A 25822-nucleotide genomic window follows, 5' to 3' on the forward strand; every position below is an offset into this window, starting at 1 on the left:
CAAGCGCAATACAAAACCCTCGCCATCTATATCATGCATGGTACCATTCCCGGATTCGCACGGGAGGGACTAATGATGGGTACGTTTCGAATTATTACTGTAGCACTTGCAACAGTTGGCACCCTTGCTGTGCAAGTGGCTGCCCAACAGGACAATGAAACCGCGCTAGAGCACCAGCGCCGTATATACAGTGCCCATACCATAGAGAACTTTGATGATGGCGGCCCGGTTAGTCACTATGTTTGGAAAAACTTTCCTGCATTTTACAACCACGCAACCATTGCCCGAACAAAGTCTGAAAGACCTCTCGAAAAAGCATTCAGTTCAAATGTTACAGGCTTTCGTGTTAGCGAAAAAGAAACGCTGGATCAGCATGTACAAAACAATCCATTTGTGGACGGCGTTGTTGTGCTCTCACACGGCAAAATTGTTTACGAAGCCTATCCTCGTATGAACAACTATGACCGCCATATAGGCTGGTCCGTGACCAAGGTATATATTTCCACCGCACTTGCAGCCCTGGAGCATCAAGGCCGTGTTGATGTCAGTAAACCTGTGGAGGTTTATGTACCAGAACTTAGCGGTAGCGCGTGGCAAGGGATAAGCGTTCGTGATATTGTTAACATGGCTTCAGGCATTGATTGCCGTGATGCAGACGGTTACCAAAACACAGGTACATGCATATACCGGTATGAAGAAAGCCTTGATCTAACGGCGCCGCATAACACCCCGACTACGACGCTTGAGCACTTGCGTTCTATGACACTGCACCGCGATCCAAACACTGTATATGAATATGTTTCACCGAACACGTATGTCACCGGCCTAATAATAGAAAATGTAACGGGCCTGCCGCTCTCGAAAGCCTTGCAAAACCTTCTATGGGACAAAATTGGTGCCGAAGCTGATGGCATGATGATGATCAGCAAAACCGGTAAAGCTCTGGCGCATTCAGGTCTGTCAGCAAGGTTGCGCGACATAGCAAGATTTGGACAAGCTTTCACTGCTCCAGCCACAATCGGTGTTGTTGGTACTGGTCATTTAAATGACTTACAGAGCGCAAACGGTATTCGTTTTAATACTGAGCAAACCGCGCGGCATGCGCGCATTTTTCGAAATGACACACCCACACACGCAGCATGGCAATGGGATATGATCTGGACTGACGGCAGCGCATTCAAAGGCGGCTATTCTGGTCAGGGCATATATATTGACCCCGCACGTGATCTGGTTGTGGCGTTCTTTGGTACTTCGGGTACATCTGGTGAAAGTCATGACCTTACGCGCATCGCCCGCGCGCTTTCGCTTTCAAACCTGCCTACCCGTTAATCATATTGACCTCATAAGTGGGACAAGCCAGTCGATAACGGCTCGCACAGCTGGTGCGCGGCGCATATCTTCATGAACAACAAGCCATATCTCGCTTTGTTCAAGGTAAATTGGCTCTGAAACACAAATCAGGTTTTCTTCAGCATCCCCCACAAACATAGGCAAAACAGCAAGGCCAACACCTGATTTAACTGCATCCAAAAGCTGAAAGGTTTGCGAACATTTCAGAACAGGCGGAATTTCAAGCCGCGCATGCAACCAGCGAAATGATGCCAGATTTTCAAGTGCCTCAGCACCGCCGATCCAATCACACTTAACAAACCGCTGCTCTGAATAAGCATCAGGATTATGTGCGGTATAATCTGCTGTTCCGTAAACCGCGAAGGACGCATCCAACAATTTTCGCAGCACAAGATCACCTGATGTTGGGCGTGTGTTTCTGATCGAAATATCTGCATCACCGCGGCTCAAATCACTGAGTGCGTGAGACGTGATAAAAGAAATATCGATATCAGGGTGCTCGGCATAAAACGAAGGTAATCGCTCCATAATGAAGCGGGAAAACCAAAAGCCTGTCGCCAACCGAACAGTACCTGCTGCTTGAACATCAAGGGTGCGCGTAAAACGTTCAATTGCCTGTATCGGCTCATCAAGCTTTTCAACAAGCTCGCGCAACCCTTCACCTTCATTGGTCAAGGAATAACCCTTAGGGCTACGGTCGAAAAGACGTGCATTTACGGTTTGCTCCAACCGTGCCATCTGCCGCGATATGGTCGGAGGACTAATGCCCAAGTCTTCAGATGCAGACAGTAAGCTACCTGCATCTGCAAGCGTACGAAAAATACGTAAATGGTCCCAGTTTATCGTGCTCATCATGCAACCAGCATATCGCCAGAGGCGAAACGCCTCAATGCATGGTTTTTCAAAAATGAAAAACCATGCATGCAAACCAGGCCTGCCAACAATCATCATTTAAGGAGAAAATATGCGCCACACTCCTGGGAAAAGAAGGCATAGAGGTTACAATGGCCACGCAAAACAACACCGACGACTTTCAGATGATTATTAATGCTGCGCTTGATTATGCATACGGCGTTGCCAGCAAAGATTGGGACCGCATTAAACGTGCATTTGATGTGCCTAAAGCCCAAATGAAGCTTATTACCGGCACGCCAAAAGACGAAAAAGTTTATGTAATGGCAATCGTGGATGTATGGGAGAAAATATGGTCTCCGCTACCGCTTAGCCCTAATCACATTGTTGAGTTTTTGAACATATCTATTCAGGAAGGCCGCCTGGCGAACGTGACCATGAAGAATAACGGCGTGTTTCTTGACTATCTCTCGCTGTATAAAGTGGGCGGTAAATGGAAAATATATGACAAACTTGCGCGCAGTCTGGACGGAGCCAACATTCCTGAAGAAAAGTTAATCAGCCTCTTTGGTCAACAAGAATAGAGAGGGTGCAATGACAAATTATCCTCTTATCGGGTTTATTGGCATGGGTATGCTCGGTGAAGCTTTGGCAGAGATGATACTCGTTGAGGTTGGAGCTTTATCTGTTTGGAACCGTACGCGTAAAAAATGTGACGCTATCGAGAAAAAAGGCGCATTCGCTGCAGAAAACATTGATGAGCTTATGCAAAAATCGGACTGGATATTTTCCTGCTTAAGCGATGACGCAGCAATGCAAGATATCACTAAGATCCTAAGCGAAAATAATACGGCAGGCAAAGTTCACATTTCAATGACAACAGCTTCACCTGATGCCGTTCATGAAGCAACTGCGATAGCACGCAATGCTGGCATTACATTCATCAACTGCCCAGTGATGGGGCGCCCAGACATTATTCGCGCAGGCAAGGCAGGCTTTATGGTAGCCGGAGATCAGAAAACGGCTCAAACTTTGATACCACTACTGCGAAAAATTGGAGCCAACACAGCCTACTTAGGCAATGAACCTAAAACTGCTGCAGCATATAAGCTCGCAGTCAATTACTATATTGCAACGGTTATTGCCGGACTATCCGAGGCATTCACAGCAATCGAAGCTCAAGGCCTCAAACCAAAAACGCTACTCGATATTCTCATGAGCGGGCCAGCAGGAAGCCCTGTCATGGAAATGTTTGGCACGGCAATTTTAAACCCTGATGAAACTGAAGCTCTGTTTCAAACTCATCTAGCGCACAAAGACATGACATATTTCCGCGGCGCAAATGAAGACAATTCAAACCTTCATTTGCTCACCGGCATTCTTGAACACTTTGAGCAGGCAATAACACAAGGCAACAGCACCTCAGACTGGAGTTATTTTGCGCGCCACAGTTTACGCAAGTAATCAATCCTTGCTGCTTACTTTGACAAAATCACTTGAACCAACCGCTCTTCAGGCATATAGACCGCGCAAGCCCATTCTGGAAAGCAATCATATGTGTTATGTGCTAGCACACTGATTATTCCTTAAAACCCCGCCCATGATGCGGGGTTTACTCTTTCCATAACCATAGCGTCGCACCGTATGCGGCCAATAAGTACAAAGAACAAGGTACGTCATGTCTTTATCTCAACTGCAAACCGAATGGTTTGGCAACGTGCGTAGTGATCTTCTCGCCGGTATGGTGGTTGCACTGGCCTTAATACCTGAAGCAATCGCATTCTCGATCATTGCAGGTGTTGATCCAAAAGTCGGGCTTTATGCGTCTTTCTGTATTGCAGTTGTGATTGCAGTTGTCGGTGGCAGACCTGGTATGATCTCTGCTGCTACAGGGGCGATGGCACTGGTGATGGTGACACTAGTTAAAGACCATGGCTTACAATACTTGCTGGCAGCGAGTGTATTAACTGGCGTTTTACAAATTATTGCAGGTTATCTAAAGCTGGGCGCTTTGCTGCGATTTGTCTCAAAATCCGTTATGACCGGTTTCGTGAACGCGCTTGCCATATTGATATTCATGGCACAGTTGCCCGAGTTTGTTGGCGCTGGCTGGCAAATGTACGCAATGGTTGCTGCGGGTCTGGCCATTATTTACCTGTTTCCTTATGTGACAAAAGCAGTACCATCGCCGCTGGTAGCTATTGTCGTATTAACTGTATTCAGCATGTATGTGGGCCTTGATATACGCACTGTTGGTAACATGGGAGATTTGCCAGACACATTGCCGTTGTTTTTGATCCCGGACATTCCGTTAACATTTGAAACACTTGCCATCATCTTTCCGTATTCCGTGACGTTGATGGCTGTTGGCTTGCTAGAGTCGCTAATGACCGCCGTTATTGTAGATGACCTGACAGATACACCAAGCGACAAAAACAGAGAATGTAAAGGCCAAGGCATTGCCAACATCATAGCGGGCTTCTTTGGCGGTATGGCAGGCTGCGCCATGATTGGGCAATCGATCATTAACGTGAAATCCGGCGGACGCGGCAGGCTTTCAACTTTCTTTGCCGGTAGCTTCTTGTTGTTTCTCATTCTTGTTCTGAGCGAATGGGTCCAACAAATTCCAATGGCTGCGCTCGTCGCCGTAATGATTATGGTATCTATCGGCACATTTAGCTGGACGTCCGTGACAAGTTTGAGAACACACCCTAAATCTTCCAGCCTCGTGATGATTGCAACGGTTGCTGTCGTTGTTGTCACGCATGACTTGGCACAAGGTGTGTTTGTCGGTGTCCTTATGAGCGCCTTGTTCTTTGCCCGTAAGGTAGCACACTTTTTGCACGTTAAATCTGAGCTGGATACAAACAGCAACACCCGCACATACCAGATAACTGGCCAAGTATTTTTTGCGTCTGCATCACAGTTCAGCAATGCATTTGACTTTAAAGAAGTGGTTGAAACGGTAACAATTGACCTGACGCAAGCACATTTCTGGGATTTGTCTGCGGTTGGGGCACTTGATAAAGTCGTACTTAAGTTTCGACGCGAAGGAGCCGATGTCAACATTCTCGGTCTTAATGAAGCCAGCGCAACCATCGTTGATCGTTTAGGTATATACGACAAACCGGGCGCTGTTGATCTGGTAACTGACCATTAAAATGCCGCGGCATAGACGGATTTGAATTAAAGGAAAAGCCATGACAACCATCCTTGCGTGTATAGACGGATCAGCGCATATGCCAAGCGTATGTAAACTCAGCGCTTGGGCCGCCAAACAAACAGGTAAAAAGGCGATATTACTGCACGTGGTTCCTGCGCATGCCGACCATGCATCACACGATGACCTGAGCGGCCAAATTGGTCTGGGTGCAAAAACAGACCTGATGGATACATTGGTACAGTTAGATGCGGAACGCGCCAAACTTGACCAGAAAAAAGGTCAGCTTATGTTTGAGCAAGCAAGCGCATTATTCACAGAATTACACCGAGAAACACCAGACATTGTACACCGGCGCGGTACATTGGCAGACACTGTTGCTGAATTGGAAACAGATGTTGAGTTAATTGTTATCGGTAAGCGCGGCGAAACTGCCACTAAGTCAGGACATCTGGGCTCAAACCTTGAACGCGTAACGCGCGCCGTTAGCAAACCGCTTCTGATTGCAACTAAAAGCACCAAACCTGTTGATCAGTTTCTCATTGCTTATGACAACAGTGCAAACAGCAATAAAGCGCTGGCGTATGTTTGCAAAAATAAACTGCTGCAAGGCGCTACATGCCACCTGTTAACCGTCGCTACTGAGACAGAAGCAGCAAAAACCGCACTATCAAATGCGAAAGCTAAATTGATTACAGCCGGCTTCGACGTAACCGCTACACTCAAAAATGCTCACAGTATTGATGATGCCGTTTCCAGCTACATTGCAGACAATAATATCAACTTACTTGTAATGGGCGCTTACGGTCATTCTGCCATTCGCCGCATGATATTTGGCAGCACAACCATGGCACAAATTGAACGATCAAAAACGCCTGTTTTGCTATTCAGGTGACATCTGTCCGCCACTGTAAACAGAACCGCAGGTATAAAATTGGTTTAGTTAAGCTTTTCATGCAGCGCCCCAGTTGATACACTATAACATTGTATAATTCTGGGAAGAACAGATCATGTCACCGCGCGTATTAATCAGCTTTTTCTTTCGCTTTTTGACGTTGCCTATTATCCTTGGTGCAACAACGCTGCCTTCAAGCGCGCAAGATACAGACGGCGCACCTATCACTTTTATGCACGGGCTTAATCAGCCTGAGTATGACCAAGTTTCTTCTGAAACGCTTGGGCGTGATTTCCATGTTTATATCAGGTTGCCGGCTGGCTACCACGAAACAGAGGCAAAATACCCAGTTGTTTACCTGTTGGATGGCGGCGCAACATTCCCCATTCTTGGCGGGTATTATAACTATTTGTCTTTCGCAGGGGATGTGCCCAACATGATCGTGATAGGCATCTCATATGGCTCCAACACTCTTGAAGGCGGTAACTTCCGTAGCACAGATTATACAGCTGCGTCCCCAGAACGACGTTATTGGGGCGGCGCGCCCAAATTCCAAACCTTCCTGACGACAGAGCTTTTACCAAAAATGGAAGAGAAATACCGGATTGATACTGCGCGGCGTATTATCTTTGGCCAATCACTTGGCGGTCAGTTTGTTTTGTACACAGCCTTAACCAAGCCTGATCTGTTTTGGGGGCATATTGCCAGTAATCCGGCATTGCACCGGAATCTTCCATTTTTTCTCAACTTCACCCCGGTAGAAGAAAGCAGCAACAGTATGTTGTTTGTCTCGCTGGCCGAGAACGACGAGGAACGGTTCAAGGTACCCGCAAATATATGGGTTAACGCTTGGCAGGCAAAAAGCACTAAACCGTGGATATTCAACACCAAGACCCTCGAAGGCGAAAATCACTTTTCTGCTGTTACTGGCTCTTTTCGTAATGGATTAAAATGGATGTTTTCTGAGCACACCAACGACACAACACCTTAATACCTCCCTAGACCTCTATAGAATACGGTTCTTTATGCACTCATGCCGTGGGACCCTATGTGATTTACTCACATTATCAGGGTGTATAAACAAGCTATCTGGATAGCGTTTTCAGAATTTCATCCCGTGTTCAGCCCACAATTTGCAACTCTTGGTTAATGGTTGCAAATAAGGGTTATAGTTTTCATAATTAAACAAACATTAAGGTTTAAACGATTAGCTTGTTTTATACGTTTGGGGGCGTTTCATTAGGATACTTAGCGTGAAAGTGGCTACAGGATTTTTTGCCGTAATTTTCGGGAGCTTGCTTTCCGTATTTCAAGTAGTCGCTGATGACACTTCTGCTAAAACGCGCCTTTTATATTTCTCTTCTTTTCCTGAAATTCGACAAGCGGCCGATGCACCCGGCCTCGCCGAGTTAGCAAGCGCTATCAAGGCAAAAAGCCAGGAAGTACCTGAAAGTTATTTTATTGACGGCGGCGCATCGCTTGGTCCGTCCGTTCTTGGCTCTATGGATGCTGGTGCACATATGGTCGACCTATTGAATGCCCTAGAACCAGCTTTCATGGCTATTGGAAAAAAAGAATTTTCATATGGGTTTGATCACTTTGTTGTAAACGCCCATGCAGCAACTTTCCCTATTGTCACGTCCAACCTTATCGATGTGCAAACCGATAAGCCCATTGCAATAGCTGATAGCGATTTCATCATTGATGCAGAGCAAATGACCATCGGCTTCATTGTTTTGACATCTGCGTCAGCCGTCACAGAATACGGAGCACGGCAAATCAGAGCTCTTGAAACTAAACAAGTGGTAACCACAAAATCAGCTCAATTAAGAGAAGAAGGCTCAAATGCCATCATATTACTGGCAGACACAGACTTCGATGACCTTAGCTACCTGCAAGAAGAAGCCTTAGTGGATGTCATTTTTTATGCGCACAATTTTGACAATCCATACTCTGTAGATAATCAAGGTCAAAAACACAGCGATGGAGCTTTAGACAATAACCTGATTGTGCTTGATTTATGGCAAGAGGTAGGACCAAACGGCACAAGCATATTAAAAACAGATGTTTCCTTTACAGATATCAGCACATACAGCCCTGAACCTGCTGTTGATGCACAAGTCAAATCCTATCAAACGCGGCTTGATCATCTGCTTGGTTCAACGCTCGCCACATTGAAGCACGGTTTTAACACATACAGAGATAACGTTCGTTCCAGTGAAAATCCTTTTGCCAACATTGTCACTGATGCAATGCAAGACGCAACAGGTGCAGATGCTGCAATTATCAATGGAGGCTCCATTCGGGGCAATACGAACTATCACACCGGGCAACAGGTTAACCGCGGTGATATTCAACGTGAATTACCATTTGAAAATCGTGTAGTTCTATTAAGTCTGGAAGGCTCTATTATCAAAGAAATAATAGAGCAAGGTATTGATTGTGGACTGCGCCTTGACGGTTGTTTTATCCACTTCAGCGACATTAGGGTGGTCTATGACGCTAACCTTCCAGCAGACAACCGCATTACTAGTATTGAAATGAACGGTGAAAAGCTAAACGATAACCGTTTCTACCGCGTAGCTGTCTCTGATTTTATGGCGCGCGGAAATGATGGTTTCACCAAGCTGGAAAATGCAGAACGTATTACTGAAAAAGGCACCAATCGATTTATCTGGCGGATTGTAGCTGACTATGCTGCTGAAATGAAAATACTTGGCATGCGCACTGATGGCAGACTTAAGAATACAGCTGTAGAAGGTTTGACACCAAATTAATGACCAAGACAGCAACACATTCCAAACATAAGTTTGGCCTCAGTTTTCGCATCAACGGCGTTATTACCGTATTGCTTATTACGGTTTTGGCTATTGCGACATTTTCTTATCGTTCTCTTCGAGACTTCAGTGACCAAATCAGCCTCTTCTCTCAGCAAACACTGCCTGCACTTAATAATACAATTACGCTAACAGCCTCGTTAGAAGAAGTGGTACATGGAACAGAAAGCCTGATGAACAGCGACATTCAGGCCAGCAGGCGAATCGCTTATACAGAAACCGTTGCTAGCCTTGGTATCATCAGGTCTTCTCTGAGCAACAATAATAATAACATTGCAGAATCCGAAGAGTTGGCCACAATTATCGACATTTTGTCCAACACGACAGAAGATTTAAACAAACTGATCGACGAACGGATAATGCTGGCAGATCGCGCAAGAGCAGTGACCGACACAATCGGGCAATGGGTATTAAATGATCTACAAACACCTGAGGGTGACGATGCCGAATCTGTAGACCCTGCCTATCTGTCCTGGTTTGGACAATTCAGGCAATTGGTCATCAGTGCCGGACAAGTATCCGGTCAAAACAGTGCGCGGGACCAAAATCGCATCATAAGAGCCTCAAACAGGCAAATGCGCACCTTAGAGAGAAACATTGAAACACTTGCACCAGCTTCCAGAATTAAAGCACAAGAACAGCTTGAAGGGTTCGTTACAAATTACACAAGCGATGGCGGCTTATTTGAGGTTCAAAAAGCGCTTAACGGCACAACGGCCCGCTCACAAGCTCTTGCCCGGCAAATGCAGGTACTCGTTGCCGAGTTACTGCGCAAAACGGAAGATCTGGCTGCCAGCAATAGCGCCCAAGCCCAAACCGCAAGCGACCAATTAGCGGCAAAAGTGAAACAACAAGTTACGTTGTTTCTGATCGGTGCTATTTTTGCCATTGTCGTAGCTGCATTAAGTTATGTTTTCATTGGGCGGCAGGTAATACAAAGACTACTCTCTCTACGAGAGGCAGTAACTAACCGCGCTTCTGGCGGAGAGAAACCAGTCCCAACCGACGGAAACGATGAAGTCACCGATATCGGCGAAGCCGTACAGTATTTCATTCAAGAGATTGATGGCCGCCAACAACAGCTACAAGCCAACGCACAACAACTACAGTCTGTCATAAGGCTTTCACCTCAGGCTATGTGCATCGCAACGGAAACAGAAATACTGTATTTTAACGAAGCTTATATATCAGTGTGGGATCAAATAAACCCTGGCATACCTTTTGACTACAAACTCGGACATGCAGGTATTCCAGATAAGCTTTTATTACCATCAAAAGCAGGCGATACCATTCATGTGTCTCGCCATGCAGTAAAAGGAACAAGCAGGATAGTACAATGGTTTGACTTGGCCAGCAGTTCAGTTGAATGGCACGGCACACCTGCAAGGCAAATCGTTATTGTTGATGTAACAAAACAGGTTCAGGTTGAACACACCCTGGAAGAAGCACGCAGAAAAGCAGAAGCTGCCGCACAATCAAAAAGTAACTTCCTAGCGATGATGAGCCACGAAATCCGTTCTCCTATGAACGGTATAATTTCCGTCGGTGAGATATTGGAAGGCAGTAACCTTAACAAGGAACAGCGTGAACTTGTGCAGGTCATCAATCAGTCCGCAGAGACATTACTGACTATATTAAATGACATCCTGGACTTATCCAAGATTGAGGCAGGTAAACTGGAAATCGCAACGGCCGATTTTGAATTGGCATCGGTCATACAGGGTGTTGCAAATCTATTAACTGCTGCTTTTGAACAAAAAGGTTTGACACTAAAGGTTCAGGTTGATCCAGATGTGCCAAAACACATCCATAGTGACGAAAACCGTATACGACAAATTCTCTTTAACTTGCTTGGTAATGCCTTAAAATTTACAGAAAGCGGTCACGTAAACGTAAATGCATCGCTTGTTACTCCTAACAGCAAAAACGAACCACTCATTCGTATTTCTGTAAAAGATACAGGCGTTGGTATAGCGCCGGAAGTCATAGAACGCCTGTTCCAACCTTTTGAACAGGCAGACTCGACAACAGCACGGCAGTACGGTGGAACAGGTCTTGGCCTTAGTATATGTAAACGGTTGGCAGAATTACTGGATGGTGAGATCAAAGTTGATAGTTCTGTTGGTAAAGGTTCAGAATTTGTGCTGGATATTCCACTTCAAATTGCTGTTGCAGACGAAGACACACCCACACTTACCAATGAACAATCCTTGGAAACCGAAGGCAATCAATTAAAACGTATTCTTGTTGTTGAAGACAACAAGGTCAATCAACTAGTCATTGGCAAAATTCTTAAATCACTTGGTTATCAATGGGACACCGCAGATGATGGCCTCAATGCACTTGAATTATTTGACCGTAAAACGCACGACTTAATTCTGACTGACCTGCGTATGCCGCGCATGGATGGATTTGCCCTTGCCCGCGCTATCAGGTCTGATGAAGAAAAAGGCACCCGTATCCCAATTGTTGCCCTATCTGCTGATGCAATGGATGAAGCACGTAAACTAAGCCAACAGTCTGGTATAGATGCCTTCTTGACCAAGCCTGTAAAGGTAGATGATGTGCGCCAATGTCTGAACAGTTTTTAAATTCAAAACCCATTCGAGTACGCAGCTTATTTTTACAAAGTAACTAAAACTCTAGCGCGCATCCAGTTCAGAAAAATACTGCGCGATATCATCCATAATTGCCTTGAGGCGCGGCGATGTTTTAAAAACTTCATGCGTTATCATCCACAAACGCCAACCAGCATCAGGCAATATATCTGAAGCACGTTTAAGCCTTGCATCATTATCACCCATAAAAATTGGCAAGCGCCCTATACCGCCTGCTGCAATCAATTCCTGCTTTGCCCAAATATCATCCGTATGAACAGTTGAGATACCACCAAGTGCTTGCTTCATGTCGGGTGAAACAGGTACTTCACCATGCCGCATTACGTGAACGGCATCGGTTCTATCGTATGCACAACTTTCATATACTGCCCCTCTCAATGTTCTGAGCATCTGACCCGACAACGGATAGTCAGGCGGCTTTCGCAGGATACGCAGTGCAATGTCAGCCTCTCGTGCTTCAATTTCCTCCAGTTTATAGGTTGCGACAATATCAAATGTATATTCAGGCCGTTTTCGCACCATATCGGTAAACATTTTTGCGGTAAAAGGCGCGATATGGGGAGGCATTGTAATACGAATAGGTCCGCCAGAATTTGCATCGCCTCGAAACAACAGCTGTTCTGCTGACGTCAGTGAGGCTTCAGCGGTTTCTGCTGCAACAAGAAGTTCTCGCCCTATAGCGGTTAAATTATACGTTCCATCAGCGCGAACAAAAAGCTTAACGCCAAGCTTTTCTTCAAAACCTTTCAGGCGCCGACTAATCGTTGTGCGGTTCACATTTAATTGTTCAGCTGCCGCTTCCAACGTTCGAAATCGGGAAAGCGCCAGCAATATTGGCATTTCTGCCCAAATATAGTCCATATGTGCAAAATCGCTCATTCACTTGCAATAACACACGTTGACTAATAATGCCAAGACGAAAAACTAATGCGCATCAACAGCGAAGAAGAGATAATATGATAAAAAAATCTACCCAAATATTAACGATAATCACCAGCCTTATCACAATAGGGCCAGTATCAGCACAAGTGGAAGATAGTGAATTAGCGCGCCATGATTTTCCTTATAAGTCCAATTATGTAGAAGTTCTCGGCTCCAAAATGCATTATGTCGACACCGGCGGCGAGGGCTCCATCGTTGTCATGATCCATGGTCAACCAACCTGGTCTTATCTATGGCGCAATGTAATTCCACATGTTGAAAATGAGCACCGCGTTATTGCACTCGACTTAATCGGGTTTGGAAAGTCAGACAAACCTGACATTGAATACCGCGCAACCGATCACGCACGTTATCTACAAGGGTTTATGGACACGCTCGCACTGGATGACATCACACTGGTTGTTCATGATTGGGGTTCCATGCTCGGTTTTGACTTCGCCGCCAAAAACCCAGAACGCATCAAAGCAATCGCCTTTATGGAAGCTGGCGTTATCACGGCACCTCCTGAAGTGCCTTACGGGCGTGTTAAACCAAAACTCTCCGGTGAAGCCCCCACTGTTATAGAAGGTTTTGCCAACCTGATAGGACAAATCAGAACCCCTGGTGTCGGTGAAAAGATGATTCTAGAAGACAATTTCTTTCTGGAGCGTTTGGTACTACCCAGCTTTGAAGACCTGCTGACTGAAGATGAAAAAAATGCATACCGCGAACCTTTCAGCGAAGGTAAAAACCGTCGGCCTATGCTGCAATTCCCACGCGATGTCGCCATTGGTGACAAAGCGCCCCAATACACACTTGATATGATGAAAAACTACAGCATGTACCTGCTTAAGCAAAAAAACATGCCCAAGCTGCTTTTGCATTTAAGTGAAGGCTTCCTCATTCAGCGCTGGGACGTGGAATGGATGCGCCGCAATTACGAAGACCTCACTGTCCATAATATGGGCCCAGGCGGGCATTATATGCAGGAGTTCAACCCAGACGGTATTGGCAAGGCAATAAATATCTGGATGCGTGACAACAACCTTTAATCAGAAAGACCAACAATGAAAAAGATATTCTTAGCAGGTGTACTCGGTGCACTCATTAGCTCAACGGTGTTTGCACAAGGAAGCAGGCAGGGCGCTGTGCCCCTTATCCCCGATAATTGGCAAAATATATACGAAGAATACGGTTTTGCTCCGGCATTGAAAGTTGGAGACACAATCTATGTCTCGGGCATGATTGTTCGCCTCATGGGAGAAGGCACCTATGAAGAACGCTACGCAAACGGCATCAAGGCGACTTTTGAAATGTTAGAAAAAATCCTCGCTGAAGGCGGCGCAACACTTGATGACATTGTGGACATGACAAGCTTTCACACCGACTTACCAAGGCAAATGGCAACCATCCTGTCTGTAAGGAAAGAACTGATGAACCAGCCACACCCTGCATGGACGGCTGTTGGCACAACATCCCTTGCAATTCCTGATGGTCAAACAGAGATAAAATTCACGGTTAAGTTAAAAGAATAATGCCTGACAATTGTGTTGAATCTCGAATCCTTTATAGGTGGCAATACAGTGTCATATGGTCTTCTTGCCTCAAATACATGATGCAACAGAGACACACTTGCCTCTCATAAATGTTATTTTGACCCGAATAAACGTTCTGTTTTGGCCATTTTCTTTAAAAAACAGAACGTTTTCATCAAGATTTTTTGCAATTGTAACAAAAGACTGATACCAGTTTGGCTACTGCAAGACGCCGATTCGCAATCGGCATACTACTGGCAGGTGACTGGTTCAATGTTTGAATCAATTATATATAACCCTGCGACTGATCTGATTTGGCTTTTGCGCGAACATACGCACCTCATCCGACATCGCGCAAAAGGAACTAAAGAAAATGGCTAATGGTACTGTAAAATGGTTTAACGCCACCAAAGGTTTCGGCTTCATTCAACCTGACGAAGGCGGCAACGATGTGTTCGTACACATTTCTGCTGTTGAAGCTGCTGGTCTTTCTGGCCTGAGCGACAACCAAAAAGTAACTTACGACATCGAGCCTGATCGTCGCGGTCGCTCTTCAGCTGCTAACCTGAAGCTGGTTGACTAATTATTTAGCTACTCTTTACTGAGTAACTAACGAAAAGCCCCGGCAATTGCCGGGGCTTTTTTGTTGCTGCTAAAAAGATAAATCTGATCAGACAATCAGAATGTTGCGTAGAAAGTAATATTCCAGAGAGGTAAAACCGGGAGCAACAAACTTGACTGCAGTTCACCAACAAAAATGGCTCATCACCGGAGGGACCGGATTTATTGGCAAAGCCTTAAGCGCATCACTTGTCAACAGCGGCATGCATGTAACGGTGCTGACACGCAACACTGCAAAAGCCGCGAACCACATGCCTGATAAGGTAAACTTGATATCAGACCTTACCGCGCTGCCCTCTGATATATCATTTGATTGCATCGTTAACCTTGCCGGAGAACCACTTTTCAGTGGATTATGGACAGCGAAACGCAAGCAAGCTTTCTTTGATAGCCGCCTTGGCACCACCTCAGCACTGGTCACACTTATTGAACGTATGGAAAACAAGCCAAGTGTCATGATTAGCGGTAGCGCAATTGGCTATTACGGCATGTCACTTGAAACCGAATTTACAGAGAATGGCCCGCCCGGCACGGACGAGATGGCTCAATTGTGTGATCAATGGGAGAAAGCAGCAGCACCAATTAAGCAAACAGGGGTTCGCCTAGCATATCTTAGAACCGGACTGGTAATGGATAAATCAGGCGGCATGCTCCCACCGCTTTTGCTGTCATCAAAACTGTGTATGGGCGCGAAGCTTGGTGATGGTCAACAATGGATGAGCTGGATCAGCCTTAATGATATTGTTCGCCTTATTCTGTTTGTTGCCAAAGACCAGACTATAAGCGGCCCCGTTAACGGCACCGCGCCTGCTCCTGTTAATCAAACTGAGTTCAGTGACGCACTTGCAGCGCACGTTAACCGCCCACGTTTCCTGAGAATGCCCGCAGCACCAATGCGTCTGATACTAGGAGATATGGCAGACCTGTTGCTCAATGGCCAAAAAGTACTGCCCGCCAAAGCACTATCAGCAGGCTTCGAATTTCAGGAACCCGAACTTAAACAAGCTTTTGCATAAGCTTGGCAGCTACGTTATGTGTGACCCAGAAAAAGGGACAACTTCAACAATGGCTATATTCACCACACAGCGCGATCATGTGATGCAATCATACGATCCACCACAACACCCTTTCATTGATGTACTATATACTGACAGCGACCTGTTGGTTTTGAACAAACAAAGTGGTCTGCTGTCTGTCCCTGGCAAGCTTGAAGAACATAACGACTGTCTGGAAGCTAGAGCATGTGCAACCTATGACGATCCTCTACTAGTACACCGGCTTGATATGGAAACATCTGGCGTTTTCATTATGGCACGCAACCGCAATGCTCAACGGTCGTTAGGCCAGCAATTTGAGAAGCGTAAAACGCACAAAACCTATGTCGCGCGCGTTGTCGGGGAAATGCCGTCACTCGAAGGCACCGTGGACTTGCCTTTGATCTGTGATTGGCCCAACAGGCCGAAACAAATGGTCGACCATGAAAACGGCAAAAATGCTATAACGCACTGGCGCGTGCTGGACCTAGAGCAAAAGAACAACACGGCCATCAGTCGAGTTGAACTAACACCTGAAACCGGCAGGTCTCATCAATTACGGGTACACATGCTAGCGCTCGGCCACGTCATAGTTGGTGATCATCTTTATGGTGATGCCATAACGACTGGTATGGCAAACAGGCTGCAACTGCATGCACACAAGCTGACCATTCATCACCCAACTAAGCAAGAACCTGTCACCTTTGAAGCGCCCCTCCCGTTTTAAATAAAGTATGACGCCGTTATGATGTGTCTACACTTGCTTCAAGCGGAATAATAATATCTGTCTCGCCAGCCGCCAGCATATAAACCGTTGCGACCATAGCAAGCTTACCCATTTCATCTGTAATATTGCCAGCATCACGTGCATGCATATACCCGCTCAACATTGACGCCGCCTGTTCACGCGTCATGTTAATTTCATTCAATAAACCTTCCACTACAGGGTAGTCTTCTCCTGATACATCAAATGTCCCATTTAAAAATACGTCACCATTTTTTGTGACTGTCACCTTTAGTGTACGCATTATCTATTCCTATACTGACAAAGATGCATGCTTTCCCACATCACCATGTATCATCATTCTTGAGCGACTGAGCATCGTGGCTCATTAATTCTTCCAATTGCTTACGCGCTTTTTTAGCATAATCGATAACCGCAGCTTCATCGCCTCGGTACTTGGCAATTTCGTCTACAGCATATTCATCATAGCGCCTGAAGCGACCTGCGACCCTGTTAGCAAAATGAGCCGGATACCCAAGTTCGCGTAGTGCCATTTCTCCAATTTCCAGCGCAGAGGAAAAAGTTTCACGGCGCACATGCGCGACACCCAGTTCCTTAAGTTCAACCACATTCCCGCGGTTCTTTGCTCGCGCTAGAACTGTTAATTTAGGATAATAAGCTTTAAGAACTTTGGCAGCTTCCTGCACAGCAGCAGGGTCATCCATCGCAAGGACAACCAGCCGGGCATCCTTGGCTCCGGCAGCCTCCAACAGGTCATATCGTGTGATGTCACCGTAAAAAATCTGGAAGCCAAATTTACTCAATGTCTCGATATGCGTGGGGTTATTATCAACAACCGTCACAGGTACCTGCAGCGAAAGCATTAAACGTCCAACAATCTGTCCAAACCGGCCAAATCCGGCAATTATAACGTGTCCTTCATTTGCAATAACGTCTGTCTCACGTGCATCAACATTAGCTGAGCGTCGTAAAATAAAGTCGTACACAAACATCAACAATGGTGCCAGCAACATGGAAAAAGACGCCACAACCAATAAGGTTTTAGCCAGCGCATCAGGCATAAGTGTTGTGGCACTCATCACCGAAATCAGAACAAACGCAAATTCACCAGCAGGCGACAGCAAAAGAGCAAATAGTATTTTTTCATGCCAAACAAAGCCTGCAAAGTGTCCAAGTACCATCAAAATCAATGACTTTGCGACAATTAGAACAAGAACCAACCCTATAATCCACAATGGGTCTGCCATGAAAAGTGACAAGTCTACGGACATGCCAACGGCAATGAAAAACAAGCCCATTAACAGCCCTTTAAAAGGCTCGATGTTTAACTCCAACTCATGCCGGTATTCAGAATCAGCAAGCAATACACCAGCGAGAAAAGTGCCAAGTGCCATTGAGATACCAACAAACTCAACAAGCAAACCACTGCCCACAACCAGCATCAATGCAAAGCTTGTGAACACTTCACGTTGGCCGGTGGACGCGATAATGCGGAAAAGAGGTCGGATCAGAAAACGGCTCGAAAAGATAAAAAAGGCAATGACAGCAATGACTTTCGCAGCAATCAACAGATCAAAAACAAACGGACCATTGTTGAAAGCGATAACCGGCAAAATCGCCAAAATTGGGATAATCGATATATCCTGAAATAACAGGATCGAAAATGAAACCTTACCGATCTCCGATTTCAACAATCGCCGCTCTTCAAGCGTTTGCAACGCTATAGGTGTAGACGAAAGCGCAAGAGCAAGCCCTGCGAGCACCGCAATACTAAGAGCTGCACCACCAATTATGGCAAGCAGACTGATAAGAATAATGGAGACAACAACTTGAAGACTACCAAAGCCGATCAATTGCCGGTGCATGTTCCATAGTTTTTTGGGATTAAGCTCCAGCCCAATAAGGAACATTAACAATACAACGCCAAACTCCGAAAACCTCAGGATAGCATCAACGTCCCGGATGAAGGCAACTCCCCACGGCCCAATGACCATGCCGGCTGCCAGATAACCAAGAACGGACCCTAGACCGAGCCGCTTAAAAACAGGTACAGCAATGACAGCAGCTGCCAAATATAAAAACGCACTATTTAGAAAACTGTGATCATCCATCGGGACACGTCTCCCCAATCAATGCTGACAAAGCCTTACAATACGCTGCCGAAAAACCTTTTATGTCCTGATAATCAAGGCTGCGCGCCTCATGTGTTACAAAGGCATCAACAACATCCATACCGCAATAACGCGCTGTCATCTCAATTGGCTTCAAATAGTCAGCAACAGGTGCACCGTGACTTTGCTCATCGTTATAGGCAGATTGCGATCCGCCTGTAGATGCGGCAATCATAAACTTCTTACCCGCCAAAACATTGCCGCCATCACCGTAAGCGAAACCATTTTGCAGTACGGCATCTTGCCACTCTTTAATAATTGAAGGAGCGCTAAACCAATATATTGGAAACTGAAATACCAACGCGTCTGCATCGCGCAGTGCGTTTTGCTCAGCCTGCTCATCAATTAACATAGATGGATACAGTTCATATAGATCACGCACTTCTACATAAGGCAAGCCACACGCCATCATCATCAAACTACGATTGTAGCGGGATTTGTGCGGTGATGGGTGCGCATAGATAAGTGTAATCTTCTTCATGGTTTCAGACCTTAGACGGCGCTGACAGGGAAGGCAAACAGCTTAAGTCACGATGATTATTTAGTTGCCCGATTGGCTTTTCAGGCTGACTTGATTGTAGACAAATACTTGGTCGATAAGCTGGCCATCCGTTGAAAAAGGAACATACAAAATTGTGACCGTTACAAAGTCTTTGTTAGGTGACAATGCATCAGCCGTTACAACGATAGGCTCACGCACATCTACACAGTAACGAGAAGACTGGAGTATTCTTTTAAAAACATAAGGATGCAAACTCTCGGATATTTTCTTGTTGGTGTGCGCGCCGTAAAAATCATCAAGGCGTGTCCCCAAAAGCCTCAGATACACATCTTCAACTTCATTATGTGCATTGTAGATCAAATCAAATAGCGAAACCTCGGGCAAATAAGGCTTTAAATCTGATGGATTTAGATCGGCGCGGCGCGGCAAGCGTAACCCGTCTGTTTTCTTATCAAAATATGCCAAAACTTCAGCAAACCGCTTGTTCTCGACACACCTTTCGCGTGCCAACTCAATAGAGAATTCGCCTTCAATTTCAGGAGTTTTATCTATATCGATCATTTTGCTCCAATAGGCACAGGCCTGACCTTAGTACGCTTGAAACCCTTTGCACACTTATTTTAACTTGCCCATAAAGACTTAAGGCAAGATTATACCGGCTTCGGGCCAATCGTGCCAACAGGCTCGTCAATAGAGTTTGGTGGCTTTGTAAACCAAACAGGTCCAGCATCTGTCATATGGATACAATCTTCAAGTCGCACGCCAAATTCGCCGTATATATAGATGCCTGGTTCATTTGAAAAACACATGCCACTAGCAAGCCTAGTCTGCTCTCCGTGCACAAAATTTACACGCTCATGACCATCCATACCAATACCGTGACCCGTACGATGACTAAGGCCGGGCGTTTTGTACCCGGGACCGTACCCAAGTGTTTCATAGTAGGCACGAACCGCGTCATCAACTGTGCCGGCAAAGGTGCCAATACGCGCTGCATCAAATGCAACTTGCTGCCCTTGCCTAACTGTCTGCCAAACCTCACGTTGACGCCGTGTGGCTTCACCAAAAACAAAAGTACGCGAAATGTCGGATTGATAGCCATGCACGTTACACCCGCAATCCATTAACACAATATCGCCCTCTTTGAGAACCTGCGGCTGGCCTGTGCCATGAGGGTAAGCGCTAGCTTCAGCCAACAAAGCCATACCCCATATACCACTGCCGCCAAGCTGCGCCTGTGCACGCCGCATCAGTGCGGTAATGTCTGCAGGTGTCATACCCGTTTCCAGCGTGTTCCAAACATGATTATATGCGCGTAGCGTCACTTCATTCGCTTTATGCATCAACACCAGTTCATGGCTGGACTTTACCATCCGGCAGCCTTCCGTCACAGGACGAGCACCCGCAATAGCAATGTCTGCGCTAACCTCGCGCAGACCTTCAACGACAAAATATCGAACCGTTTCTTCAAGACCAAGAGGCCGATTAGCTACACCGCGATCCTTGAGAATAGAAGTGACTTGCTCAAACGGGCTTTCATGCTCATGCCATGTGCGCACATCATCACCAAATGACATTGATTCGCGCACGCTAGGTTCTTCAAAAAACGGCGTCACAACCGCAATGTCACCTTCAGCTGGGATAACAACCGCTGTAAGGCGCTCACTCCGTCGCCAACGGATACCTGTGAAATACAGCATAGCCGACCCAGGCTCCAGCAGCACAGCGCCGAGCCCGTGTTCTCGCATCAACTTTTGTGCCTTTTCAACACGTGCGCGGCGCTCAGCAACTGTGATGGGCGTAACGTCACCAGTTATGCTCGCCAAGCCTGCATCTTGCGCTGTTACCGACTGCTCAAGTGTTGAAGATAGAGCGCCGACAGCTGCAAAGCCACCAACGCCTTTCATGAAACCGCGTTTTGAAAGCAATTTCTGCTCTGACATAGGTGTTTCCTTTAACGCTTGTAGATTTCGCCGTCTTTCATCACAAAACTAACATGCTCTGCAACAGCAACGTCATCAAGAGGATTGCCTGTAACAGCAATGATGTCAGCGATATAACCTTCGCGGATTACACCAAGATCATTTTCCTGCTTGAGCAGCGTAGCTGCGTTGATGGTGGCTGCCTGAAGAGCCTGCAGAGGTGTCATACCAAACTGAACCATACGTGACAGTTGCTTACCATTATCACCGTGAGGATAAATTGCGGCATCTGAGCCAAATACCATTTTCACGCCTGCTTTAACGGCGCGATTAAAGCTATCACGCTGCGCGGCAGACACTTGTTTTTCTTTATTGATGTTTTCTTCCGGTACGCCGTTGGCTTCACCAAATGCCAATGTGTACTCAGTATTATAAATATCCATTGAGAAGTATGTGCCGAACTTCTTTGCCAAATTGATTGCTTCATCATCAGCAAAGCTTGCGTGTTCAATCGAGTCTACCCCGGCAACGATTGCGGCCTTAATACCGTCTGTGCCATGTGCATGCGCCGCAATTGTCAAACCACGCAGATGTGCTTCTTCAACAGCAGCTTTAAGCTCCTCAAGGGTCATTTGCTGGACACCGACCTTGGTACCTTTTGAGAAAACACCACCAGTGGCACAAACCTTGATAGCGTTCGCACCGTACTTAATGTTTTCCCGCACTTTAGCACGCACAGCCCAAGGACCATCGGCTGCACCACCGCTTGAAAGTTTCATTTCAGGAGGCAGGAAGTTGTTGTCACAGTGCCCGCCTGTAATACCAACGGAATGACCTGCTGCATAAATGCGCGGGCCAATAATATCACCGGCGTTAATGCCGTCCCGAACACCAATAACCGAGTAGCCCCCAGCGCCAACATTACGAACTGTCGTAAAGCCTGCCATCAGTGTGCGGCGCGCATTTTTCACGGCAACGACAGTTTGGCGTGGAATTGACTGCCCAAGGCCTGCATAAAATGGCGCTTCGGCATCACTAGAAAGATGAACATGCATATCCATCAAGCCAGGCATTAATGTTTGACCTTCAAGGTTAACAACCTCAATACCCTGAGGTGCTTCAAGTTGGCCTTGTGTTCCGATTGCAGAGATACGGCCGTGACGCACAAGAATGGCAGGGCGTTCTATACGCTTGCCGTCAACAACATCAATCATCGCATCCGCGGTAACGAAATAGTCTTTCGCATTTGCTTCAATGGCAGCAATAGAAGTAGAAGCCAAGATTGCGGCGCCAGCCACAACATTGCGTATTTTCCCAAACTTAGACACGATCGTATTCTCCCAGAATAATATTTTCAGCGACCCTACGAGGAAAAGTAAACCTTATCAACTCTCGGACTTTATCAATTTTTGTGGCCGGTAAGTTTTCATTTGTTTATTTATGTTGCATACATTCAATAATCAGTTGCCAGTCGAATAAAACACGCATAGCTGTATTATCAGTAATAAAGCACAGCATGAACCGCCACCCATTCAAGGTGCGGTGTGTAATCATAAAGGCATAAAGCAATGCAGCAGGCGTCAACAATGTTTGACCGTCAATGGATAACTGCCCGGTTAAAGCGACACACGCGAGAGCTTGTGCGCTTGGCAGCGCCTGCTGTTATGATGCGCATTGGTCTTATGGGTCTAGCCATGGTGGATACTGCTATGGTTGGCCACTACGCCACCCAACATTTAGCCTGGCTCAATCTGGCAAACCAATCAGTGATTATGTTTGCGCTTGTGATAGGCCTTGGCCTGCTATCTGGCATCATTATATATGCAACAAACGCATACGGCGGCGCGGACTTTAAAGGCGCAGGCAAAGTTTGGCGGCGTAACTTGCCGTTTTCCCTTTTGGTCGGCGGTATTATTGTTGCCGCCTGCTGGCCGGCAGAGTTTTGGCTTTTGCAACTTGGTCAGACGCCGGAAAATGCTGCTGTTAGCGGTGACTTGGTCCGTATACTGGCACTTGGTCTGCCTGGACATTTATTGTTCGTGAACTGCACAATGTTTTTGGAAGGCATCAAGCGCCCACACATCGGCTTCCAACTAACCATCGGCGCTAACATCGTCAATGTGTTCCTGAACTATATGCTTATCTTTGGTCATTTCGGCGCACCAGAATTAGGTGCTGAAGGTTCCGCCTGGGCATCAACTGGTGTACGCTGGTTCATGGCCATTACTGCCATGATGTATGTGTGGAATGCAGCTTCCCTTAGAAAATTCAGAGTACGCGAACCCCATCTTCAAAAGCTTGTTGAATGGAGAGACCAACGCCAAATGGGTTATGCCTCTGGTACATCACTGGCGGCTGAAGTGATTGCCTTCTCCGCTCTCGCCATATTTGCTGGCTGGATTGGCACTGTGCCACTGGCAGCTTTCGGCGTTGTTTATCAAGTGCTTGGTATTCCGCTCATGATAGCAATCGGCATAGGCGTGGCAACTACCGTCAGGGTTGGCATTGCATTATCTCGTAATGACGGGCCTGACGCTGCACTAGCCGCCGTTGCCGGCATTATCATGACAATCCTTGTATGTGGCTTTCTTGCTATTTTAATTTATGCCTTCACAAAACCTATGCTGGGCATATTCACTTCCGATTTACGCATTATAGACATGCTCATACCGTTCGCTCTCGTCTATATATCAGGCATGATTTTCGATGCTGCACAGATGGTGGCGTCTATGGTTCTGCGCGGATACAAAGAGACATGGTGGCCAACTTATCTCCAGGGGTTTGCCTTTATTTTTGTTATGCTGCCAACCAGTTATTATTTGGCATTTCCGATGGACAGAGGCTTTCAAGGACTGATGGAAGGCATGCTGATCGGCGTGTTTGTATCGCTTGTGCTGCAATTGATACGTTTCATTCACCTTGCAAAACGATCTATAAATAATCTAGCTGATTCAGCTAAACTAGACGAAAAAAAACTTGGTCATTAATGAATTTATTGCCTTGCTTTTACCACTTTCAGGAGACAAATATTAGAAATGGGATATTGGTTTTTTGAAAAAATTGCGAACAAAACACAGTTCTATTTAATGACTGTGCGCCGTTTGTTGAACATCTTTGCTATAGCTATCACTATGTTGTTGACGGCTGCTCCCGCTGCACATGCTCAATTCAATATTGGCGACCGTTTTGATGCGGCTGTGGAATTTATGCAGCAAGGCATTGATCTGATCTGGCCCGGTGATCTACGAGAAAGTGGTTTTAATACAAAGCTTGGTATCGGTATTGGTTTAACACCGGACTATATCGGCTCAGATAATTACCGCCTGCGTGTCATCCCCATCATTGATATTCGCTACAAAGAGCGCTGGCGCCTAAACGGCAGCCTGTTGACATATGCCGCTCTTAAGAATGGCCCCTTTGAAGCTGGCCCTTTGTTAAATCTCAGATTTGGACGTCCAGAAAGCCGAAACCGCATCCTACGTGGTCTGCGAGAAATTGATACCACGTTTGAAGTTGGCGCTTTTGCCAGATACCAGACAAAAAGCGGTTTGGTTTCGATCGACTATCGCCATGCTACTTCTGAAGATCTGGGTGGTTCAGTTCGATTTACCGCTGGGCATGGCTTTTACAAAACCGGCAACTTTGTTGCTATTGCTGGTGTACGTGGGCGCTGGTTAACCCGCAAGTCTACCCAACGCCAATTTGGTGTTACAGCACAAGACGCAGAGCAATCAGAGGCTGGGTTGCCTGTATTTACAGCATCAAGCGGTTTTTCAGAATTATCAGGCAACCTTGTTGGTGCATACCGGTTGAACGAACGAGTACGTGTGCTTAGCCTCGTATCTGTTGGACGATTGTTTGGCGATGCAAAAGACAGTCCGCTCGTGAGCGGAGCCACTGGTTCACCAACACAGTTTATTGTTGGGTTTGGTATCACACGCCAGTTTTAGGCTTAAACCTTAAAGCCAGCTTGAAATATCTTCGAGTGGCTTTTTATCAATATCCGGCACAGTAACATTGTCTGCAGGATAACCTGCTACAATCAACATTGTTGCATGTTCATGTTTCGGCCTGTCACATAATTCATTGAGAAAACCCATCGGGGACGGCGTATGCGTAAGCGTTGCCAAGCCTGCATTATGCAGTGCCGCGATCAGAAAACCAGCAGCCAAACCGGCACTTTCATGAACATAGTAATTTTTCAGGCGCTCACCTGTGGTTTCATCCACGTCATAAGAACGACGGAAAACAGCAATCAACCAAGGCGCAACCTCGAGGAATGGTTTATGTTCGTCAGTACCAAAGGGCTGCAGGTCCTGAAGCCACGACTCTGTTGCACGTCCTCCGTAAAATTCTTGCTCTTCTTCTTCAGCGGCGGCGCGCATGCGTGTTTTCAGCTCAGGGCTGGAAATAGCAGCAAAGTGCCAAGGTTGCTTGTTGGCGCCCGAAGGCGCCCGCCCTGCGGTCAAGATTGCATTTTCAATAACAGCACGCGGTACCGGCGTATCAGAAAATTCCCGTACTGTCCGGCGGCATTTCATCAAATCCAGAAAGTCGGCAGAGCGCGCCAACATTTCGTCAGGTTCTCGTCGAATAAAATCGACATGTTCAACAAATTTTGCCTCGTTCATGCCTTTTCCCCTTGATGCTTATATTGCT

Annotated in this window: 24 protein-coding genes; 15 read left to right on the forward strand and 9 right to left on the reverse strand. The window is 46.3% G+C overall.

Annotation, left to right across the window (positions count from 1 at the left end):
• The first annotated feature begins 72 nt into the window (after nt 1-72).
• Complete coding sequence (locus OEU88_RS00510) at nt 73-1329, forward strand: serine hydrolase domain-containing protein (protein WP_262693138.1); 1257 nt, start codon at nt 73-75, stop codon at nt 1327-1329.
• Here OEU88_RS00510 and OEU88_RS00515 read toward each other — a convergent pair whose 3' ends face one another.
• Nucleotides 1330-2205 (reverse strand): LysR family transcriptional regulator, encoded by an 876-nt coding sequence (locus OEU88_RS00515; protein ID WP_262693139.1) that lies wholly within the window; start codon nt 2203-2205, stop codon nt 1330-1332.
• A gap of 149 nt (nt 2206-2354) precedes the next feature.
• Between OEU88_RS00515 and OEU88_RS00520 the strand changes: the two genes are divergently transcribed.
• From OEU88_RS00520 to OEU88_RS00550, 7 genes are all read left to right on the forward strand, one after another.
• Entirely contained in the window at nt 2355-2786 is a 432-nt protein-coding gene (locus OEU88_RS00520) for a nuclear transport factor 2 family protein (RefSeq protein ID WP_262693140.1), read from the forward strand.
• Between the two features lie 10 nt (nt 2787-2796).
• A complete protein-coding gene (locus OEU88_RS00525; protein WP_262693141.1) occupies nt 2797-3666 on the forward strand; it encodes an NAD(P)-dependent oxidoreductase in 870 nt (289 codons plus the stop codon).
• A gap of 214 nt (nt 3667-3880) precedes the next feature.
• Entirely contained in the window at nt 3881-5362 is a 1482-nt protein-coding gene (locus tag OEU88_RS00530; RefSeq protein ID WP_262693142.1) for a SulP family inorganic anion transporter, read from the forward strand.
• Between the two features lie 40 nt (nt 5363-5402).
• Nucleotides 5403-6257, forward strand: coding sequence for a universal stress protein (locus OEU88_RS00535; RefSeq protein ID WP_262693143.1), 855 nt, complete (start codon nt 5403-5405; stop codon nt 6255-6257).
• 115 nt (nt 6258-6372) lie between these two features.
• On the forward strand, nt 6373-7248 hold the full coding sequence (locus OEU88_RS00540; RefSeq protein ID WP_262693144.1) for an alpha/beta hydrolase: 876 nt from the start codon (nt 6373-6375) through the stop codon (nt 7246-7248).
• A gap of 262 nt (nt 7249-7510) precedes the next feature.
• A complete protein-coding gene (locus OEU88_RS00545) occupies nt 7511-9034 on the forward strand; it encodes a bifunctional metallophosphatase/5'-nucleotidase (protein ID WP_262693145.1) in 1524 nt (507 codons plus the stop codon).
• Nucleotides 9034-11685: an ATP-binding protein gene (locus OEU88_RS00550; protein ID WP_262693146.1), complete on the forward strand. Its 2652-nt coding sequence runs from the start codon at nt 9034-9036 to the stop codon at nt 11683-11685. The genes OEU88_RS00545 and OEU88_RS00550 overlap by 1 nt, the downstream gene beginning before the upstream one ends.
• A gap of 51 nt (nt 11686-11736) precedes the next feature.
• Here the strand turns inward: OEU88_RS00550 and OEU88_RS00555 are convergent, their stop codons facing one another.
• A complete protein-coding gene (locus tag OEU88_RS00555) occupies nt 11737-12591 on the reverse strand; it encodes a LysR family transcriptional regulator (protein ID WP_262693147.1) in 855 nt (284 codons plus the stop codon).
• A gap of 77 nt (nt 12592-12668) precedes the next feature.
• Between OEU88_RS00555 and OEU88_RS00560 the strand changes: the two genes are divergently transcribed.
• The 5 genes from OEU88_RS00560 to OEU88_RS00580 all read left to right on the forward strand — a co-directional run bounded on the left by OEU88_RS00560 (nt 12669) and on the right by OEU88_RS00580 (nt 16550).
• Nucleotides 12669-13685 carry a haloalkane dehalogenase gene (locus OEU88_RS00560; protein WP_262693148.1) on the forward strand — a complete coding sequence of 339 codons (1017 nt, stop codon included), beginning with the start codon at nt 12669-12671 and terminating at the stop codon, nt 13683-13685.
• A 15-nt stretch (nt 13686-13700) separates the two neighbouring features.
• Nucleotides 13701-14168: a Rid family hydrolase gene (locus tag OEU88_RS00565; RefSeq protein ID WP_262693149.1), complete on the forward strand. Its 468-nt coding sequence runs from the start codon at nt 13701-13703 to the stop codon at nt 14166-14168.
• A 373-nt stretch (nt 14169-14541) separates the two neighbouring features.
• Nucleotides 14542-14751, forward strand: coding sequence for a cold-shock protein (locus tag OEU88_RS00570; RefSeq protein WP_262693150.1), 210 nt, complete (start codon nt 14542-14544; stop codon nt 14749-14751).
• Between the two features lie 151 nt (nt 14752-14902).
• Nucleotides 14903-15805: a TIGR01777 family oxidoreductase gene (locus OEU88_RS00575; protein WP_262693151.1), complete on the forward strand. Its 903-nt coding sequence runs from the start codon at nt 14903-14905 to the stop codon at nt 15803-15805.
• Between the two features lie 49 nt (nt 15806-15854).
• On the forward strand, nt 15855-16550 hold the full coding sequence (locus OEU88_RS00580) for a pseudouridine synthase (RefSeq protein WP_262693152.1): 696 nt from the start codon (nt 15855-15857) through the stop codon (nt 16548-16550).
• 16 nt (nt 16551-16566) lie between these two features.
• On the opposite strand, the gene OEU88_RS00585 is transcribed toward OEU88_RS00580, so the two are convergent.
• The 6 genes from OEU88_RS00585 to OEU88_RS00610 all read right to left on the reverse strand — a co-directional run bounded on the left by OEU88_RS00585 (nt 16567) and on the right by OEU88_RS00610 (nt 22491).
• Nucleotides 16567-16851: a hypothetical protein gene (locus OEU88_RS00585; RefSeq protein WP_262693153.1), complete on the reverse strand. Its 285-nt coding sequence runs from the start codon at nt 16849-16851 to the stop codon at nt 16567-16569.
• A gap of 40 nt (nt 16852-16891) precedes the next feature.
• Nucleotides 16892-18679, reverse strand: a complete 1788-nt coding sequence (locus tag OEU88_RS00590; protein ID WP_262693154.1) for a monovalent cation:proton antiporter-2 (CPA2) family protein — start codon at nt 18677-18679, stop codon at nt 16892-16894.
• Nucleotides 18672-19220: an NAD(P)H-dependent oxidoreductase gene (locus tag OEU88_RS00595; protein ID WP_262693155.1), complete on the reverse strand. Its 549-nt coding sequence runs from the start codon at nt 19218-19220 to the stop codon at nt 18672-18674. The genes OEU88_RS00590 and OEU88_RS00595 overlap by 8 nt, the downstream gene beginning before the upstream one ends.
• 60 nt (nt 19221-19280) lie before the next feature.
• Entirely contained in the window at nt 19281-19802 is a 522-nt protein-coding gene (locus OEU88_RS00600) for a PAS domain-containing protein (protein WP_262693156.1), read from the reverse strand.
• An 89-nt stretch (nt 19803-19891) separates the two neighbouring features.
• Nucleotides 19892-21184, reverse strand: coding sequence for a M24 family metallopeptidase (locus tag OEU88_RS00605; protein ID WP_262693157.1), 1293 nt, complete (start codon nt 21182-21184; stop codon nt 19892-19894).
• Between the two features lie 11 nt (nt 21185-21195).
• Entirely contained in the window at nt 21196-22491 is a 1296-nt protein-coding gene (locus OEU88_RS00610) for a Xaa-Pro dipeptidase (RefSeq protein WP_262693158.1), read from the reverse strand.
• 258 nt (nt 22492-22749) lie between these two features.
• Between OEU88_RS00610 and OEU88_RS00615 the strand changes: the two genes are divergently transcribed.
• Nucleotides 22750-24150 (forward strand): MATE family efflux transporter, encoded by a 1401-nt coding sequence (locus tag OEU88_RS00615; RefSeq protein WP_262693159.1) that lies wholly within the window; start codon nt 22750-22752, stop codon nt 24148-24150.
• A 48-nt stretch (nt 24151-24198) separates the two neighbouring features.
• Nucleotides 24199-25113, forward strand: coding sequence for a MipA/OmpV family protein (locus tag OEU88_RS00620; RefSeq protein WP_262693160.1), 915 nt, complete (start codon nt 24199-24201; stop codon nt 25111-25113).
• Nucleotides 25114-25122: 9 nt separating this feature from the next.
• On the opposite strand, the gene OEU88_RS00625 is transcribed toward OEU88_RS00620, so the two are convergent.
• Complete coding sequence (locus tag OEU88_RS00625; RefSeq protein WP_262693161.1) at nt 25123-25794, reverse strand: nitroreductase family protein; 672 nt, start codon at nt 25792-25794, stop codon at nt 25123-25125.
• Between the last annotated feature and the right edge of the window lie 28 nt (nt 25795-25822).

It is taken from the genome of Kordiimonas aquimaris, assembly GCF_025574485.1.
Lineage (GTDB): Bacteria > Pseudomonadota > Alphaproteobacteria > Sphingomonadales > Kordiimonadaceae > Kordiimonas > Kordiimonas aquimaris.